Here is a 16,624-nt window from a genome sequence, read left to right as displayed (position 1 = left end):
GTGCCCGGCTGGGCCCGGGTGGGCCTCAGGGGTGGAGGCGTTTGAGGGTTGCGATGTCGGCGGCGTGGCCCACGTGCTTCTCGGTGGGGGTCTCCACCAGGACGGGGACGCCGGCGGTGGCGGGGTGGCGCATCAGCTCCGCGAACGCGGGCTCGCCGATGGTGCCCTTGCCGATGCTCTCGTGCCGGTCCCGGGTGGAGCCGCACAGGTCCTTCGAGTCGTTCGCGTGCACCAGCTTCAGCCGGTCCGCGCCCACCGCGGCGACCAGCGCGTCCAGCGTGGCGGTCATCCCGCCCTCGGCGGCCAGGTCGTGCCCGGCCGCCCAGGCGTGGCAGGTGTCGAAGCAGACGCCCATCATCGGGTGCCGGTCCACCGCCTCGAGGTAGGGGCCCAGGTGCTCGACCCGGGAGGCCAGCGACCGGCCGCCCCCGGCGCTCGGCTCGACCAGCAGCATCGGCCCGCCGGTGGCCGCGGCCTCGTCCAGCAGCGGGAGCAGGGCCTCGCGGACCTGCCGCATGGCCGCCTCGGCGTGGCCCGCGTCGACGGCGCTGCCGGCGTGGAACACCACGGCCTCGGCGCCGATGGCCCGGCCCCGGCGCAGCGCGTGCGCCAGGGTCTCCGCCGACCGCTCGACCGTGGCCGGGGTGGGGGAGCCGAGGTTGACCAGCAGCGAGGCGTGGATGAAGGCCGGCAGGCCGCGCTCGCCGCAGCCGTCCCGGAACAGCACGTCCTGCTTCGGGTCACCCGCCGGCAGCGCCCAGCCCCGGGAGTTGGAGACGTAGACCTGCACCGCCTCGGAGGCGGCCGCGTCGGCGTAGGGCAGCGCCGCCTTGGCCAGGCCGCCGGAGGTGGGGGTGTGCGAGCCGACCCGCCGTCGCGTGCTGCTGAGCCCCACGGTTCGCTCGCTCACAGGCAGGTCACCGTGACCGGGGTGCCCGGCGGCACCGGGGTGTTCTCGCCCGGGTTCTGGAAGCGGGCCACCCCGTTCGGGTTGAGCTGGATGGTGACCGGGAAGCCCTGGCTCTCCAGCACCTGCTTGGCCTGCTGGCACGGCAGGTCGACCACCCGGGGGACGGGCACCTGGGCGGGGCCCTTGCTGACGTCCAGCTTGACCTGGGTGCCCTTCTCCACGCCGGTGCCGTCGGCCGGGCTCTGGCCGAGGATCTCGTCCCTCGGCTTGTCGGAGTCCTTGTACGTCTCGACCGGGGTCAGCCCCAGCCGGGCGAGGATGCCGCGGGCGTCGGTGAGGCTCTTGCCCACCAGGTTCGGCACGGTCACCGGCGCGCGGCCCTTGCTCAGGACCACCGTCACCTTCGCGCCCGGTTTGACCACCGTGCCCACCTTCGGGTCGGTGGCCAGCACCACCCCGGCCGGCAGCGCGTCGTCGTAGCGGGAACTGCCCTTGACCGGCACCAGCTTGGCGTCGGTCAGCTCGGCCTGGGCCAGCTCGAAGTCCTTGCCCACCACGTCGGGCACCGGGAGCCGCTCCGGACCGAGCGACAGGGTCAGGGTGATCGTGCCGCCCTTGACGATCCGGGTGGCGGAGACCGGGTCCTGGCCTAGCACCGTGTCCTTGGGGATCTTCTCGTCGTAGCGGGGATCGGCGTAGCGCAGGGTGAAGCCGCCTCGGGTGGCCTGCGTCTCCGCGTCGACCTTGGTCAGGCTCACGAGCTGCGGGGCGACCGTGTAGCGGCCCACCCCGAACCACCAGCCGCCCACCGCGGCCACCAGGCCGAGCACCACGGCCGCCGCGGCGACCGCCAGCCGGCCGCGTGGCGAGCCCATCACCCGGGTACGCAGCCCGGCCAGCCGGCCGCCCAGGCCCTCGTCCTCGACGGCGCGGCGGCGGTGCGTGCGCTGGGCGCCGCCCTCGGGCAGCCGGGCCCAGGCGGGGCGCTCGGCCGGGCGGACCGCCGCCACCACCATGGTGGGCTGCGCGAGCACACTCGTCTCGTCGCCCACCTGCCGCAGCACCGCGGTGTGCGAGTTGACGTTGCCCAACTCGTCCCGCGCGGCCTGCACCTCGGTCAGCAGCGCGCCGGCGTCGGCCGGGCGGGCGGCCGGGTCGCGCCGGGTGGCCCGGGCGACCAGCTGGTCGAGGACCGGGGGCAGCGCCGGCACCAGGGTCGACGGGGCCGGCACGTCGCGGTCGACGTGCTGCCAGGCGACCTCCACCGGGCGGTCGCCGTCGTAGGGCACCCGGCCGGTGAGCATCTCGAACAGCACGATGCCGGCCGAGTAGACGTCGGTGCGCGGGTCCGCGTGGCCGTGCGAGACCAGCTCCGGCGCCACGTAGGCCACGGTGGCCATGAGCTGGTTGCCGTTCTCCTCCTCGGCGCTCGCCTCGACCGCGCGGGCGAGCCCGAAGTCGGCCACCTTGACCACGCTGTCCACCAGGCTGGTGGTGCCGCCGTTGGGCGCCTCGGCGACCAGCACGTTCTCCGGCTTGACGTCGCGGTGCACCAGGCCGGCCCGGTGCGCGGCGGCGATCGCGGCGAGCATCTGCTCGGCGATGGCCAGCGCCTCGTCCGGGTTGAGCCGGCGCCGCTCGGCGAGCACGTCGCGCAGGGTGCGGCCGCGCACGTACTCCATCACGAGGTAGGGGAGGCCGGCGTGGCTGCCCTGGTCGTAGACCGCCACCACGTTGGGGTGGGTGAGCCGGGCGATGGTCTTCGCCTCGTCGGTGAAGCGCTCGACGAAGCCGGCCATCCGGGCCCGGGCCTCGGGCGCCTGGGTCGGGTGAATGATCTTGACCGCCACGGTGCGCTCCAGGCGCTCGTCGGTGGCGGTGTACACGGTCGCCATGCCGCCACGAGCCACGCGACCGCGAATGCGGTAGCGCCCGTCGATCAGCGAGCCCAGCAACGTGTCGGCGACCTGTGTGTCCATCGGCAGGCAGTCTATGTGTCGGGAGGGTGAAGGTTGAACAGGATGCTACAGCCGGCATCCGACGCGGCGGCACCCGCGCACGCGTCCGGCGGGGTACGGGGTGCCGCCGACCGGCCCCGCAGGGCACGTGGCAGGGTGGTCGGGTGACCGATTCCGTACCCGCCGAGAGCGCCACCACCGGGGCCGACCTGCCCGGACCGACCGACCCGGCCGGCTGGCTGACCCTGCCGGACGTGGCTGAGCGCCTCGACCTCTCGATCAGCAAGGTGCACCAGATGATCCGCGACCGGGATCTGCTCGCGGTGCGCCGCGACGGCGTCCGCCGGATCCCGGCCGACCTGGTGGCCAACCACACCGTGCTCAAGCACCTGCCCGGCGTGCTCAACCTGCTCGCCGACGCCGGGTACGACGACGAGGAGGCGCTGCGCTGGCTCTACCAGGAGGACCCCACCCTCGCGGGCGCCACCCCGGCCGCCGCCCTCGCCGGCGACCAGGCCCGCGAGGTCAAGCGCCGCGCCCAGGCCCTCGGCTTCTGACCGGCCCCGCCCCAGCCCGTCGATCATGAGGTTTGCGGCACTTTCCGAGATCGACTTCGCCGCCAACCTCATGATCGTCCGGGTGGCGCCGGGAAGGGGCCGGGTCAGTCGGTTCGGCGGGTGGCGGCTATGGCCAGGTCGACCAGGGACTGGCGGGCCTCGGTGTCCAGGTCGACGGTGGTGAGGGCGGCCAGGGCGCTCTCGGTGAGGGCGGCGATGCGCCGCTCGGTGCGCTCCAGCGCGCCGCTCGCCGTGATCAGCTCGCGCAGGCGGGCCACCCCGGCGGCGTCCAGCCCCGGGTCGCCGAGCCCGCCGAGCAGCAGCTCCCGGCCGGCGTCGTCGAGTGCCTCGAGGGCCGCGGCCACCAGGTACGTCCGCTTGCCCTCGCGCAGGTCGTCGCCGGCCGGCTTGCCGGTGCGCTCCGGGTCGCCGAACACCCCCAGCACGTCGTCGCGGAGCTGGAACGCCTCGCCCAGCGGCAGCCCGTACGCCGAGTAGGCCGCGTGCACCTCGGCCGGGGCGTCGGCCAGCGCGGCGCCGAGCAGCAGCGGCCGCTCGACGGTGTACTTCGCCGACTTGTAGCGGGCTACCTTGCCGGCCCGTTCCAGCGAGGTGTCCCCGGTGGCCTGGGTCAGCACGTCCAGGTACTGCCCGACGGTCACCTCGGTGCGCATCTCGTCGAAGACCGGCCGGGCCCGGGCCACCGTGCGCGGGTCCAGGCCGGCGGAGTGCAGCAGCTCGTCGGACCAGACCAGGCAGAGGTCGCCCAGCAGGATGGCCGCCGCGTCGCCGAACCCGTCCGGGTCGCCGCTCCAGCCGGCCGCGCGGTGCCGGGCGGCGAACCGCCGGTGCACCGCCGGCTCGCCCCGGCGGGTGTCCGAGCGGTCCATCAGGTCGTCGTGGATCAGCGCGCTGGCCTGCACGAACTCCAGCGCGGCCAGGGCGGCGACCACCTGGTCGGAGTCGACCCCGCCGGCGCCCCGGTAGCCCCAGTAGCCGAAGGCCGGGCGCAGCCGCTTCCCGCCGCCCAGCACGAACGCCTCGATCGCCTCGGCGACGGGCACCAGGCCGTCGTCGAGGGTGGTGAGCCAGCCGCGCTGGCCGGCGAGGAACTCGGTGAGGGCCTTGTCGATCCGCTGGCGGAGACCGGCGCGGTCGACGGGGGACACGGGAGCAGCGTGGGTCACGCCGACGACGCTAGCCGGTCCCCGCCGGTCGTGCCCGACCGCCGTCCCGGCGTGCCGCGCGCGATGTCGACCCGGGCCGGCGGGCCCGCGCCGCCCCGGATCCGCCCGGCGGGCCGACCGGCAGGTAGGGGCGGGCCGCCGCGAACAGTCCCGCCCAGCGCCGGGCGGCCGGCTCGTGCGGGTGCGCGGCCAGCCCGCGGCGCACCTCGGTGAGCTGGCCGACCGCCCGGGGCGAGCCGGACCGGACGGCGTCGAGCAGCGCCGCGCCGGCCACCGCGCAGGCTCCCGGGACCTCGCCGAGCTGGAGGTAGCCCCGGGCCAGCCAGCCGCCGTAGACGGCGGCCCGGCGCGGCCGGCCCCGCGCGCCGGCCGCCGGCCGGAGCAGCGGCACCGCCGGCCCGGGGCGGCCCAGCGCGACCAGGGTGCGCCCGGTCATCGCCGCCAGCTCGGCCTCGTCGAGCCAGTACAGCCAGGGCGGCTCCCGGCCCGGGTCGGGAGCGCCGGCCCGGGCGGCCCCGGCCAGCGCCTGCCCGGCGGCGCGCGGCCGGCCGGCGAGCGCGGCGGCGAGGGCCACCCGGTGCAGCAGCAGCGCCCGCAGGCCGGGGGAGGCGGCGGCGCGGCAGCCGGCGTAGCCGATCCGGGCCAGCGTCAGCGCGCCCGCCGGGTCCCCGGCGCCGGCCAGCAGGTGGCTGGCCGACCCGAGCACGTGCCCGGCGAGCGGCGGGTCCCCGGCGGCCACCGCGGCGCGCAGCGCCAGCCGGTAGGCGACCAACCCGCCGGTCAGGTCCCCGGCGTCGGCGGCCAGCCAGCCGGCCAGCTGCGCGGATTCGGCGAGCGCCGGCAGCAGCCGGCGGCGGCCGCCGGGCCCGGCCGCGCGGTAGCCCCGGGCCGCATGGCGTAGCCGGCGGGCGCCGTGCCCGGCCAGGTCGGCCCCGCCCAGCAGGTCGTCCCAGCGCCGCAGCTCGGCCAGCTCGCCGCCGCCCGGCGGACCGTCGCCGCCCGGCGGACCGTCGCGGCCCGGCGGTGCGGCGTGGTGGACCCGGGCATGCCGGGCCGGGGCACCCGGGTCGGCCGCCGGCCCGGGCGGGGACGGTCGCCCGGACGGCCCCACGCCGGCGAGCGGACCGCCCAGCGTGCCACCGGACGGGTCGGCCGCCCAGCGGTGCGCCAGGGTGAGCAGGGCGAGCCGGGCGCGGGAGCCGGCCGGATCGACGGCGGCCGGCACCGCCCCGAGCCGGCGGCTGCGCGCGGCGGCCTCGGCGAGCAGCTCACCCGGCACCCCGAGGACCACCGCCAGCCAGCCGGACCAGAAGTCGCCGGGGAGCCGGCGCTGCCGCTCCCACCGGGACACCTCGTGCCGGGTCAGGGTCGGCACGCCGGCGGCGGCGCACAGCTCGGCGGCGACCCGCTGCTGGCTCCAGCCGCGAGCGGCCCGCAGCTCGGCCAGGAGCGGCCCGAGCAGGCGCGGGCCGGGTGGCGGGGACGGGGTCATCGGGTCCTCCCGAGGCGACGGCGCGGGTGGCGACGCGGACGCCCGGCGGTGCCGGACCGGCGCGTCGCCGATCGTGGCGACCCCCGCGCGGGCCCCCCGGGACCGGCCACCGGCCGGCCCCACCGCGCTGCCCCCTTCCTACCCCCGGGGTACGACGCTCCGCCGCGCTCGTGCTCGCGGGCTGGGAAGATCCTGGGTCGGCCCGGACCCGCCGGTTACAGTCGATCCGTGGCGCTCGGTCTTCCCTCGGTCCTCCCCAATCCCCAGCCGGCCATCGGGGAGCTGATCCGTGACGGCCAGCCCACCTTCTCCTTCGAGTTCTTCCCGCCGAAGACCCCGCAGGGGGAACGCCTGCTCTGGCAGGCCATCCGCGAGCTGGAGTCGCTGCGCCCCTCGTTCGTCTCGATCACCTACGGCGCGGGCGGGTCGACCCGGGACACCACGGTCGCCGTGACCGAGCGGATCGCCACCGAGACGACCCTGCTGCCGATGGCGCACCTCACCGCGGTCGACCACTCGGTCGCCGAGCTGCGGCACGTCATCGGCCGGCTGGCCTCGGTGGGGGTGCGCAACGTGCTGGCCGTGCGCGGCGACCCGCCCGGCAACCCGGGCGGCGAGTGGGTCGAGCACCCGGAGGGCGTGCGGTACGCCGAGGAGCTGGTCCGGCTGGTGCGGGACGCCGGCGACTTCAGCGTCGGGGTGGCCGCGTTCCCCTACAAGCACCCGCGCTCGCCCGACGTGGCCAGCGACACCGCGCACTTCGTCCGCAAATGCCGGGCCGGGGCCGAGTTCGCGATCACCCAGATGTTCTTCGACGCCGACGACTACCTGCGGCTGCGCGACCGGGTGGCCGCCGCCGGCTGCGACACCCCGATCCTGGCCGGGGTGATGCCGGTGACCCAGCTGGGCACCATCGAGCGGTCCGTGCAGCTCTCCGGCGCGCCGTTCCCGCCGGCCCTCGCGGAGCGGTTCGCCGCGGTGGCCGACGACCCGGAGGCGGTCCGCCGGCTCGGCATCGAGCAGGCCGGCGAGATGTGCGCGAAGCTGCTGGACGAGGGCGTGCCGGGGATCCACTTCATCACCCTCAACCGGTCCACCGCCACCCGGGAGGTCTGGCAGCGCCTGCGCGCCGACGCGCGGGTGTGACCAGCCGGCCCACGACACCGGCGCCGCCCTTCTACGGTTGATCCGTGGTGGGCACACAGCTGAACTGGGACCAGTACGCGACCGCGTGGGCGCGGCTGCACGGCGGCTTCGACCCCCGGGTGGCCGCGCCGGTGGTCCGCGCCTGGCTGCGCTTCGCCTACCACCTGGGCTACATCCTGGGGCGGCTGCGGGTCGGCCCGACCCCGGTGACCGTGGTCGGGGTGCTGCTCTGCATCTGCGTACCCCTGCTGGTGGGGCGGGTGGGCGACGGGCCGTTCCTGGGCGCGCTGTTCGTGCTGCTGGCGGCGGTGGCGGACAGCGTCGACGGCGCGGTGGCGGTGGCGACCAACCGCACCACCCGGCTCGGCTACGTCTACGACTCGGTGGCCGACCGGCTCGGCGAGGCCGCCTGGCTGACCGCGTTCTGGCTGCTCGGCGCGCCCGGCGCGCTGGTCGCCGCGGCCGGGGGCCTGTCCTGGCTGCACGAGTACGTGCGGGCGCGGGCGGTCTCCGCCGGAATGCGGGAGATCGGGGCGGTGACCGTGGGGGAGCGTCCCACCCGGGTGTGCGTGGCCCTGGTCGGGCTGGTGGTCGCCGGGCTCACCGGGCTGATCGACGCCGACCTGACCGCCGGCACCATCACCATGGCCACCACGGTCTGGGTGCTGCTGGCCGGCTTCGGCCTCGGCCAGTTGCTCTCCGCCGTCCGCCGCGCCCTGGTCGACGCCGGCTGACCCCCGCCCGGCAGGGACCTACCAGGCCGGGCCGATGGCGTCGGCGACGATCTCCGCCGACAGGGCGACCATGGGGAGGCCGCCGCCGGGGTGGCTGGAGCCGCCGACCAGCCAGAGCCCGGCCGCCGGGCCCCGGTTGGCCGGGCGGAGCAGCCCGCCCGCGGTGCCGTAGATCGCCCCACCCGGCGCGCCGGTCGCCGCGTCCAGGTCGGCCGGGGTGCGGATCTCCCGGAACACCAGCCGGTCCCGCACGTCCACGCCCCGCTCGGCGAGCACGTCGAGGATCCGGTCGGCGTACGCCTCGGCCAGCCCCGGCCGCCGCCAGTCGACCGCGCCCGCGGCGGTGCCGTGCCGGGCCGCGTTGACCAGCACGAACCACGCCTCGTGCCCGTCCGGGTGGACCGCCGGGTCGTCGGCCACGGTGACGAAGACGGTCGGGTCGGGCGCGGGCCGGGCCCGGACGCCCCGCCCCGGGTCGCCGAAGACCGCGTCGAACTCGGCGTCGTGGTCGCGCGGGAAGAAGACGGTGTGGTGGGCCAGCCCGGAGTCGCCGCGCACGCCGAGCAGCAGCACGAAACCGGCCAGGCTGCGGTCGGTGAGCCCGGCGAGTCGGCGCGGGCTGGGCAGCAGGTCCCGGTAGACGGTCAGCGCGTCGACGTTGGCCACCACCACGTCGGCGGGGACGGGTGCGGCCACCCCGGCGAGGCGTACGCCGTGCACCCGGCCGCCGGCCGCGTCGATCCGGGTGACCGTGGCGCCGGTCCGCACCACGACGCCGAGGTCCAGGCAGCGCGACAGCAGCGCGTCGGCCAGGGTCCCCAGCCCGCCGCGCAGGTACCAGCCGCCGTACGCCAGTTCGGCGTAGGGGACGGCGACCAGCGCGGCCGGGGCGCGGCGCGGGTCGGCGCCGGTGTAGGTGGCGTACCGGTCGAGCAGCATCCGCAGCCGTGGGTCGGACAGGTGCCGGCGGCTCAGCCCGCGCAGGGTGCGGCCGGGGCCGATGGCGGCGAGGTCGCCCAGCCGCCAGGCCAGCGCGGCCAGGTCGCGGGGGGAGTCGACGGTGCGGCGCAGCACGTCCCGGTGCGAGGCCGCCCACACCCGGCCGGCCCGCCGCCAGAGCCGCTGCCAGTCGGCGGCGGCCCGGTCGCCGAACGCCGCGCCGATCCGGGCGGCGAACTCGGCCGGGTCGGCGCACGAGTCGAGGGCGGGGCCGCCGTCGGGGAAGACGTGCCGGACGATCGGGTCCAGCGGCACCAGGTCGAGGTATTCGTCGAGCTTCGCGCCGGTCGCCTCGAACAGGTCGTGGAACACCTGCGGCAGGGTGACCAGGCTCGGCCCGGTGTCGAAGCGCCACGACCCCTCGGGGGTGTCGTGCCGGTGCCGGCCGAGCTTGCCGCCGACCGTGTCGGCCCGTTCGAGGACGGTGACCTCGTGCCCGGTGACCGCCAGCCGGGCGGCGGCGGCCAGCCCGCCCACGCCGGCGCCGATGACCACGATCCGCGCCATGCCACCCCCTCCTAGCCGACCGGGCGACCCCGCCAGGTGAGCCGGCGCCGCTTCCGCAGATGGTACGACCGGAGGGTCAACCAACCGAGGACCACGACCGATACGGGGTGTGCCAGCGCGTCGGGCCAGGCACGCCCGCCGGTCGCCCGGGCGCTGACCGCCCGGCCGGCGACGCCGAGCAGATAGGCGGCCAGCGCGAGCCCGGCCGTCGCGGGCGCGCCAGCCGCCAGGGCGCCGGCCGCGACCAGCGGGGGAGCGGTGTAGAGCAGGAGCAGCAGGGCCACCACCACCGCGGCGGCGGTCGGGTGCCCGAAGGAGGCCCAGAGCGACTTGGTGTAGCCGTCACGCAGCTGCGGCCAACTGTCGTACATCCGGCAGGCGGCCAGCCGGGAGCCGTCGGCCAGGGCGATCCGGCCGCCGGACCGCTTCACCGCCCGGGCCAGCTCGATGTCCTCCAGGACCCGGTCGGCGACCGCGGCGTGCCCGCCGGCCCGCAGGTAGCCGGCCCGGTCCACGACCAGGAACTGCCCGCCCGCCGCCGCGAGGGACGGCCGGGGCGAGCGTTCCATCGCGCGCAGCGGCAGGAAGGTCAGCCACAACCACTGCAGCAGCGGCTGCACCAGCCGGTCGGCCGCCGTCCGCACCAGGATCCGGGGGTACGGCGACAGCAGCGTCGCGCCCGCCGCGCGCAGCCCGGTCACCGCCGCGGCGACCGCGTACGGGGTGAGCACCACGTCGGCGTCGACGAAGGCCAGCACGGTCGGGGCCGGGTCGGTGCGGGTGGCGAGCTGCCAGCAGGCGTGCGGCTTGCCCAGCCAGCCGGGCGGCGGGGCGACCCCGGTGAGCAGGGTGACCCGGGGGTCGTCGCCGGCCACCGCGCGGACCACGTCGGCGGTGCCGTCGGTCGAGCCGTCGTCGAGCACCACGATCCGCAGCTCCGGCACGCCGCGTTGGGCGAGCAGCGCGCGCAGGCACGGGGTGACCCGGTCGGCCTCGTCGCGCAGCGGCAGCAGCACCGCCACCGCCTCGGTGACCTCGACCGGGCCGGCGTCGGGGCGGCGCAACCAGGCGGTCGCGTTGACGATGGTGTGCGCGGTGAGCGCGGCGACCGCCGCGACCAGGACCAGCGCGGGGATCATGCCGGCGCGTCGACGCGGGGGGTCGGCTCCGCCACCCCGCCACCGGCCCGGTGCCGGCGGGCGCGCAGCAGCGTCACCGCCAGCGGCACGGCGGCCACCGCCATCCCGGCCGCGCCCCAGGCCGCCGAGGCGGGCAGCCGGAGGAAGACCGCGTGCGCCAGCACGCTGGAGGCGTACGTCCACAGGTAGAGCGCGAACATCGGCGCGTCCCGCCCGTCGGTGCGGTCGACGGCCGGCCCGGCGAGCGGGCGCAGCGCGGCCGTCAGGAGCACCGCGAAGAGCAGCCAGCCGAGGTAGTTGCTGACCGGGATGCCGGGCAGGCCGGGCAGGGCCGGGGTGGCGTCCCGCCAGCGCCAGTAGCCCTCGGCCACCATCTGCGGGTCGAGGAAGAGGTCCCAGGCGGCCAGCCCGACCGCGGCGAGGGCGACCCGGCCGGGGCGGGAGCGGGTGAGCCGGACCGCGGCGAGCCAGGCCGGCCAGGCCATCCAGGTCCAGGCCAGCGGGATGACCAGCGGCACCCCGGCCAGCTTCGGGCCCAGCTCGCCGGAGTAGTCGTAGCTGCCGAACGGGAAGCCGGTGGCCACCCCCAGCGCCTCGATCGCGAAGCCGCCGCCGGTGGCCACGGCGACCAGCGCGAGCGCGGTGCGCGTACCCCGGCTGAGCAGGGCGTGCCCGACGGAGAGCAGCCAGCCGAGCCCGACGGTGGCCACGGTCAGCCCGGCCCGGGTCGCGCCGCCGGTGAGCGGGTAGCAGATCTGGGCCAGGACCAGGACGGCCAGCAGCGCCCAGGGCAGCCGGCCACGGCTCACGGCGTCCCCTTGGTTCGCGACTGCGGGGCTCGCAACCCCGGCTCACTCCTCGCGCTCACGGCGTGTCCGGGGCCGGGGCCGGGGCGCCGCCGGGGCTGGGCGGGGGCAGCGGCAGGTCCCGGCCGAGCACGCCGAACGGCCGCTCGTCGCCGGGGAAGTGGAAGTGGCGCAGGATGTCGACGAAGCCGAACCGGCGGTAGAGCCGCCAGGCCCGGGACTTCTGCTCGTCGGCCTCCGGCGTGGAGAGCAGGGTGGTGCTCCCCTCGGCCATGGTGAGCAGCGCGCGCAGCTGGCCGGCGCCCAGGCCGTGCCCCTGCGCGGGCGGGCGGACGTGCAGCTCGACCACCTCGAAGCAGTGGGTCAGCCAGCGCTGCCGGGCCTCGCCGTCCAGCGCGCGGTGCACCTGGTCGTGCCACCACTGGCCGGCGGCGCCGAGGTAGCCGTACCCGAATCCGGCGAGACGCCCCTCGGTGGTCAGGCTGGCGACGGCGCGGAAGCCGGGCCGGCGGACGTGGGTGGCGATGTAGCCGCGCCGGGCCTCCAGCAGGTCAGCGCGGTAGCCCATCGCCTCGCCGTAGACGGCCACCACGTCGTCCAGCCGCCGGACCAGATCGTCCGGCGTCCACCGCACCAACCTCATGCGTTCCCTCTCGCCGTTTCCGGATCGCCTTCGGGGGCGGCCCATCCCAGCACCGCGCGGTCGCCGACCACGTCGGCCACCGCGAACCGCGCGAACAGTTCCTCCGCGTACCAGCCCTCGGTGGGGGTACGGGTGATCGCGGCCCGGTGCTCCGGGTGACGGTACGCGAACGCGACGAGGTCCGCGGCGTCGCGCCACACGCTCACCGTGCCCTGCCAGCCCAGTGGGGCCTCGCCGACGCCGAACCGGGCGAGCAGCCCGGGCGCGGTGTGCAGGGCGGCGGCGACCGGCGGGACCGCCCGCCAGAAGGTGACCGCCCGGCGGGCCCGCAGCCGGGCCCGGGTCAGCGCCAGCACCGGCCCGGCGACCCGGCCGCCGGACGGCTCGCCGAACGGCCGGTGGCCGGACCACTCGCCCCGGCTGGTCAGCGGGCGCAGCTCCACCCGGACGGCGGCCCGGGCGAGCCGGGCCCAGGAGCGGCCGACCGGGGAGGCGTCGAAGCCGGCCGCCGCGGCGGGGGAGTCCCACACCACCAGTGCGGCCCACCGGGTCAGGTCGGCGTCGCCGGGGCCGAAGCCGGTGCCGGTCCCGGTGCCGAGCAGCTTGGCGAACCGGACGCCGGGCATCCGGCGCAGCCGCGCCGGGTGGGTCGCCATCCGGGCCAGCGCCCGGGGGACGGCCGTCCGGGGGATCCGCCACACGTGCAGCGTGACGAGTCCCGGGGTCACGCCACCTCGGTCGGGGTGCCGGCGGTGAGCCGCAGCAGTTCGGCGTGCGTGGTGGGGAAGACCGCCTGCGGCACGCCGCCGGCCGCCCACACCTCGTCGTACGCCGCCAGCGCGGTGTCCACGAGGGTGCGCAGCGGCCGCGGGTGGCCGACCGGGGCGACCCCGCCGATCACCTGCCCGGTGTGCCGCTTGACGAACTCCGGGGTGGCCCGGCGCAGGTGGGTGACCCCGAGGGACGCGGCCAGCCCGGCGGTGTCCACCCGGTGCGCGCCGGAGGTGAGCACCAGCAGGGGCGCGTCGTCGGCGTCGAAGACGAGCGAGTTGGCGATGGCGCCGACTCCGACGCCGAGCGTCTCGGCCGCCGCGGCGGCGGTGTGCACGGCCTCGGGCAGCAGGCGGACCTGGCTCGGGCCGCCGGAGCCGTCCCGCGCGCCCGCGTCGTCGAGGGCCCGCTGCACGGCCTGCACGTTCGGGTGTGGCTGCATGCCCTCATTCTTCCCGGTCGACCGGACCACGCTTGTGCGCCCCGCCCGGGTGTCCGGGGCCGGTGGCGGCGCGGGCGGTGATGAGCGCGTCGATGCCGTCGAGGATCCGGGCCAGGCCGAAGTCGAGGGCCGCGTCGGCGGCCTCCGGGTCGATGCCGCGCAGGGCGGCGTCCAGCGCCGGGAACCGCTCCTCCCGGCCGCGGACCAGGACGCCGAAGGCGGCCTCCCGGCCCGCGCCGGGCGCGTCGTCCGGCGCCGCGTGCTGGGCCAGGTTGCGGGCGTGCCCGACCAGGAGCACCGCGACGTCGAGCTGCTCGGCGCCGGTCAGCCCGGCGCCGGCGAGGGCGGCGACCACCCGTTCCAGCCAGGCCAGCTCGTTCGGGCCGGGCAGCCGGGGGCCGACGGTCGCCGCCTGGGCCCACGGGTGCCGGCGGAACCGGTCGAAGAGCTGCCGGGTCCAGTCGTCGAGCTGGCCGCGCCAGTCGGCCCCGGCCGGCGGCGGGGGCGGCTCGCCGACCGCCGTCTCCAGCATGAGCGCCACCAGTTCGGCGCGGCCGGGCACGTACCGGTAGAGCGCCATCTTGGTGACGTTTAACGACTCGGCGACCCGCTGCATGGTCAGCCCGTCGAGTCCGTCGGCGTCGGCGATGGTGATGCCGGCGCGGGCGATCGCGGCCAGCGTGAGGGTGGGGCGCGGCCCGCGCCGGGGGCCGGTCGGTGTGCCCCACAGCAGCTCGAACAGCCGGCGTTTGTCGACGCCACCGGTCTCCACGGTCACCCCTCTTGTCCTCGGCTCGAAAATGTGTCTAGAGTACTCTGTATCCGACGGACACAGTTTAGAACGGGGAAAGACATGCCCACTCCACTGCGCGGTTTCCGCGTGCTCGTCTCCGGCGCCGGTGTCGCCGGCCCGGCGGTGGCCTGGTGGCTCGCCCGGCACGGGGCCGAGGTCACCGTCGTCGAGACCGCCCCCGCGCTGCGGACCAGCGGCTTCGCCGTCGACTTCCGCGGCCCGACCCACCTCGGTGTGCTCGCCGCCATGGGCGTGCTCGACGAGTTGCGCGCCGTGCAGACCCACGCCGGCGCCATGAGCCGGGTGGACGAGCACGACCGGGAGATCTTCCGGCTGCCCGCCGAGTTCGCCGGCGGCGAGCTGGAGGTCCTCCGCCGGGACCTGTCCCGGATCCTCTACGAGCACGGCGCCGACCGGGTCGGATACGTGTTCGGCGACCGGATCACCGCGCTCACCGAGACCACCGACGGGGTGCGGGTCGACTTCGCCCGGGGCGCCTCCCGCACCGTCGACCTGGTGGTCGGGGCGGACGGGCTGCACTCCGGTGTGCGGCGGCTGGCCTTCGGGCCCGAGTCGGCGTACGTCACCCACCTCGGCTACCACCTGGCCGGCTGGGACCTGCCCAACGACGGCGGCTTCGACGTCGTCCCACGGCAGTACAACGTGCCCGGCCGGATGGCCAGCGTGGCCGCCGACCAGCGCGACCCGGGCCGGGCGGGCGCCCTCGTCGTGTTCGCCTCGCCCCGGCAGGACCACGACCGGCTCGACCTCGACCGGCAGAAGGCGTTGATCACCGACGCCTTCGCCGGGCTGGGCTGGCACGTGCCCCGGCTGCTGGCCGGCCTGCGCGCCGCGCCCGAGCTCTACTTCGACGCGATCGCCCGGGTCAGCGTGCCCCACTGGCACACCGGCCGGGCGGTGCTGCTCGGCGACGCGGCCTGGGGGGTGACCCTCGGCGGGATGGGGGTGGGCACCGGCCTGGTCGGGGCGTACGTGCTCGCCGGCGAGCTGGCCCTGGCCGGCGGCGACCACCGGGTGGCGTTGCCCGCGTACGAGCGGCGGATGCGTGGCTACGCCGGCCGCTGGCAGCGCGGCGCCAGCCCCGGCCACTTCCTCGCCCCGGCCAGCGGCTGGGGGCTGTGGCTGCGCGACCGGCTGCTGGCCACCCGCCCGGTCCAGTCGCTGCTGGTCCGCAGCACCGACTCGCTGGCCACCGAGGCCGACCTGCCCGACTACGCGGCGCGGGTCTGAGCCGCCGGGCGGGAGCCGGACCAGTTCGGGGTGGCCCGGACCCCGCCGCCGGCGTCCACCAGCAGGGCCGCGTACCCGTCCAGGGTGGCCAGCCAGTCGAGCGCGTCCGCGCCGCGGGCGACGGCCGCGGTGGCGTACACGTCGGCCCACAGCAGGTCGGGGCCGACCACGGTGACCGACCGGACGGCCTCGGCCGGCCGCCCGGCGCGCGGGTCGGTGATGTGCGCGCCGCGCCGCGCGGTGCCCGACGTGGCGACCGCGCCGTGCGGGCGGGCGACGACGTCGAGCAGCCGCTCGGGGCGGTCCGGGTCCTCGATCCCGACCCGCCAGGCCGGCCGGCCCGGCGCGGTGCGCAGCAGCACGTCCCCGCCGGCGTTGAGGCACAGGTCGTGCTCGGGCAGCGCCAGCCAGCGCGCGGCCCGCTCCACCGCCCAGCCCTTGACCAAGCCGGACGGGTCGAAGCCGGTGCCCCCGCCGGGCAGCGTCAGCCGCCGGGCGTCGAACCACCCGGCGGTGCGGACGCGGGCCGCCTCGCAGCGCTCGACCACCTCACGCACCAGCGGATCCGCGGCGGCCGGGTCGGGCATCGCCCCGCCGAGCCGGCCCAGCACGCTGTCCGGCCGGTACGTGCTGAAGGTCGCGTCCACGTCGCGCAGCTCGGCGAAGACCCGCGCCACCCGCTCGGCCACCGCGTCGGTGCGCACCCCGGGGCCGCGCAGGTGCACGCTCACCGGCAGCCCCATCACCTGCGCCACCCAGGCGCGCCGGTCCGGTCCGTCGGGCCTGGTCCCGCTCATCCCAGGTGCGCCGCGTCGATGGCGGACTGGAGGGACTCGCGGTAGCCGTCGCTGGTGACGGTGGCCCCGGAGACGGTGTCGATCCGCGCGCTCTGCGCCGCGAGGGCCTCCTGCCGCAGGATCGGCACCGCGTAGTCGTTGATCTCCTGGTCCCGGTGGTTGCCGTCCGGCACCTGGAGCACGGCGATGTCGGTGATCTTCCTGCCGGAGACGGTGATCCGCACCTGCACCGGCCCCCACCGGGTCTGCGCCACCGACCCGGTGGCCGTGCCGTCGCCGCCGGAGGAGCCGGTCGACGACGGGCCCGTTCCGGCGGAGTCGGTGCCGCCGCCGTCCGTGCCGTTCCAGGTGCTGCCGGCCGAGCCGTCGGCGCCCGAGGTGATCGCGCTGCTCGCCCCGCCCGCGCCCATGGTGCTGGTCTTGTAGCTGAACAGCAGCACCAGCGCCGCCACGGTGGAGAGCAGCCAGCCGGTGATCCGTCGCACGGATCCT

Annotated in this window: 17 protein-coding genes; 4 read left to right on the top strand and 13 right to left on the bottom strand. The window is 77.1% G+C overall.

The window, feature by feature from the left end:
• Window positions 1–25: 25 nt before the first annotated feature.
• Together ACFYPD_RS24675 and pknB are read right to left on the bottom strand one after the other, a co-directional pair.
• Window positions 26–910: a deoxyribonuclease IV gene (locus tag ACFYPD_RS24675; RefSeq protein ID WP_387117842.1), complete on the bottom strand. Its 885-nt coding sequence runs from the start codon at window positions 908–910 to the stop codon at window positions 26–28.
• Complete coding sequence (pknB, locus tag ACFYPD_RS24670) at window positions 907–2,889, bottom strand: Stk1 family PASTA domain-containing Ser/Thr kinase (protein WP_387117839.1); 1,983 nt, start codon at window positions 2,887–2,889, stop codon at window positions 907–909. Before pknB ends, ACFYPD_RS24675 begins: the two co-directional genes overlap by 4 nt.
• 143 nt (window positions 2,890–3,032) lie before the next feature.
• On the opposite strand from pknB, the gene ACFYPD_RS24665 reads away from it, so the two are divergent.
• The gene (locus ACFYPD_RS24665) at window positions 3,033–3,425 is read left to right on the top strand and encodes an Rv2175c family DNA-binding protein (protein ID WP_387117836.1); all 393 of its coding nucleotides are present in this window, start codon (window positions 3,033–3,035) and stop codon (window positions 3,423–3,425) included.
• A 104-nt stretch (window positions 3,426–3,529) separates the two neighbouring features.
• On the opposite strand, the gene ACFYPD_RS24660 is transcribed toward ACFYPD_RS24665, so the two are convergent.
• Both ACFYPD_RS24660 and ACFYPD_RS24655 read right to left on the bottom strand, forming a co-directional pair.
• Window positions 3,530–4,612: a polyprenyl synthetase family protein gene (locus ACFYPD_RS24660; RefSeq protein ID WP_387117833.1), complete on the bottom strand. Its 1,083-nt coding sequence runs from the start codon at window positions 4,610–4,612 to the stop codon at window positions 3,530–3,532.
• Between the two features lie 10 nt (window positions 4,613–4,622).
• Window positions 4,623–6,104, bottom strand: a complete 1,482-nt coding sequence (locus tag ACFYPD_RS24655) for a helix-turn-helix domain-containing protein (protein ID WP_387117830.1) — start codon at window positions 6,102–6,104, stop codon at window positions 4,623–4,625.
• A gap of 228 nt (window positions 6,105–6,332) precedes the next feature.
• Here ACFYPD_RS24655 and metF point away from each other — a divergent pair, with 228 nt between their 5' ends.
• Together metF and ACFYPD_RS24645 are read left to right on the top strand one after the other, a co-directional pair.
• A complete protein-coding gene (gene metF / locus ACFYPD_RS24650; protein ID WP_387117827.1) occupies window positions 6,333–7,250 on the top strand; it encodes a methylenetetrahydrofolate reductase [NAD(P)H] in 918 nt (305 codons plus the stop codon).
• 44 nt (window positions 7,251–7,294) lie between these two features.
• A complete protein-coding gene (locus ACFYPD_RS24645; protein WP_387117824.1) occupies window positions 7,295–7,984 on the top strand; it encodes a CDP-alcohol phosphatidyltransferase family protein in 690 nt (229 codons plus the stop codon).
• Window positions 7,985–8,002: 18 nt separating this feature from the next.
• Here ACFYPD_RS24645 and ACFYPD_RS24640 read toward each other — a convergent pair whose 3' ends face one another.
• The 7 genes from ACFYPD_RS24640 to ACFYPD_RS24610 are packed head-to-tail and all read right to left on the bottom strand — an operon-like array spanning window position 8,003 to window position 14,069.
• Window positions 8,003–9,490 carry a phytoene desaturase family protein gene (locus tag ACFYPD_RS24640; RefSeq protein WP_387117821.1) on the bottom strand — a complete coding sequence of 496 codons (1,488 nt, stop codon included), beginning with the start codon at window positions 9,488–9,490 and terminating at the stop codon, window positions 8,003–8,005.
• 11 nt (window positions 9,491–9,501) lie between these two features.
• Complete coding sequence (locus tag ACFYPD_RS24635; protein ID WP_387117818.1) at window positions 9,502–10,629, bottom strand: glycosyltransferase; 1,128 nt, start codon at window positions 10,627–10,629, stop codon at window positions 9,502–9,504.
• Entirely contained in the window at window positions 10,626–11,438 is an 813-nt protein-coding gene (locus ACFYPD_RS24630) for a carotenoid biosynthesis protein (RefSeq protein ID WP_387117815.1), read from the bottom strand. The genes ACFYPD_RS24635 and ACFYPD_RS24630 overlap by 4 nt, the downstream gene beginning before the upstream one ends.
• A 55-nt stretch (window positions 11,439–11,493) precedes the next feature.
• Window positions 11,494–12,078 carry a GNAT family N-acetyltransferase gene (locus ACFYPD_RS24625; RefSeq protein ID WP_387117812.1) on the bottom strand — a complete coding sequence of 195 codons (585 nt, stop codon included), beginning with the start codon at window positions 12,076–12,078 and terminating at the stop codon, window positions 11,494–11,496.
• Entirely contained in the window at window positions 12,075–12,806 is a 732-nt protein-coding gene (locus ACFYPD_RS24620; RefSeq protein WP_387117810.1) for a monooxygenase, read from the bottom strand. Before ACFYPD_RS24620 ends, ACFYPD_RS24625 begins: the two co-directional genes overlap by 4 nt.
• On the bottom strand, window positions 12,803–13,291 hold the full coding sequence (locus ACFYPD_RS24615) for a YbaK/EbsC family protein (protein ID WP_387117807.1): 489 nt from the start codon (window positions 13,289–13,291) through the stop codon (window positions 12,803–12,805). The genes ACFYPD_RS24620 and ACFYPD_RS24615 overlap by 4 nt, the downstream gene beginning before the upstream one ends.
• 4 nt (window positions 13,292–13,295) lie before the next feature.
• The gene (locus tag ACFYPD_RS24610) at window positions 13,296–14,069 is read right to left on the bottom strand and encodes a TetR/AcrR family transcriptional regulator (RefSeq protein WP_387117804.1); all 774 of its coding nucleotides are present in this window, start codon (window positions 14,067–14,069) and stop codon (window positions 13,296–13,298) included.
• Window positions 14,070–14,144: 75 nt separating this feature from the next.
• On the opposite strand from ACFYPD_RS24610, the gene ACFYPD_RS24605 reads away from it, so the two are divergent.
• Complete coding sequence (locus ACFYPD_RS24605; RefSeq protein ID WP_387117802.1) at window positions 14,145–15,335, top strand: FAD-dependent monooxygenase; 1,191 nt, start codon at window positions 14,145–14,147, stop codon at window positions 15,333–15,335.
• Here the strand turns inward: ACFYPD_RS24605 and ACFYPD_RS24600 are convergent.
• Both ACFYPD_RS24600 and ACFYPD_RS24595 read right to left on the bottom strand, forming a co-directional pair.
• Entirely contained in the window at window positions 15,317–16,132 is an 816-nt protein-coding gene (locus ACFYPD_RS24600; protein ID WP_387117799.1) for an FAD:protein FMN transferase, read from the bottom strand. The two genes, ACFYPD_RS24605 and ACFYPD_RS24600, sit on opposite strands and share 19 nt — an antisense overlap.
• Window positions 16,129–16,617: an FMN-binding protein gene (locus tag ACFYPD_RS24595; RefSeq protein ID WP_387117796.1), complete on the bottom strand. Its 489-nt coding sequence runs from the start codon at window positions 16,615–16,617 to the stop codon at window positions 16,129–16,131. Before ACFYPD_RS24595 ends, ACFYPD_RS24600 begins: the two co-directional genes overlap by 4 nt.
• Window positions 16,618–16,624: the final 7 nt, after the last annotated feature.

The sequence above is a fragment of the Micromonospora sp. NPDC005299 genome (assembly GCF_042872345.1).
Classification (GTDB): Bacteria; Actinomycetota; Actinomycetes; order Mycobacteriales; family Micromonosporaceae; genus Micromonospora.
This window is presented reverse-complemented; position numbering and strand designations above follow the sequence as displayed.

Excerpts from the sequence above, each read along its gene's own strand:
- pknB (WP_387117839.1), bottom strand. The coding sequence starts at position 2,889 with ATGGACACACAGGTCGCCGACACGTTGCTGGGCTCGCTGATCGACGGG.
- ACFYPD_RS24655 (WP_387117830.1), bottom strand. The coding sequence starts at position 6,104 with ATGACCCCGTCCCCGCCACCCGGCCCGCGCCTGCTCGGGCCGCTCCTG.
- ACFYPD_RS24640 (WP_387117821.1), bottom strand. The coding sequence starts at position 9,490 with ATGGCGCGGATCGTGGTCATCGGCGCCGGCGTGGGCGGGCTGGCCGCC.
- ACFYPD_RS24635 (WP_387117818.1), bottom strand. The coding sequence starts at position 10,629 with ATGATCCCCGCGCTGGTCCTGGTCGCGGCGGTCGCCGCGCTCACCGCG.
- ACFYPD_RS24625 (WP_387117812.1), bottom strand. The coding sequence starts at position 12,078 with ATGAGGTTGGTGCGGTGGACGCCGGACGATCTGGTCCGGCGGCTGGAC.
- ACFYPD_RS24615 (WP_387117807.1), bottom strand. The coding sequence starts at position 13,291 with ATGCAGCCACACCCGAACGTGCAGGCCGTGCAGCGGGCCCTCGACGAC.
- ACFYPD_RS24605 (WP_387117802.1), top strand. The coding sequence starts at position 14,145 with ATGCCCACTCCACTGCGCGGTTTCCGCGTGCTCGTCTCCGGCGCCGGT.
- ACFYPD_RS24600 (WP_387117799.1), bottom strand. The coding sequence starts at position 16,132 with ATGAGCGGGACCAGGCCCGACGGACCGGACCGGCGCGCCTGGGTGGCG.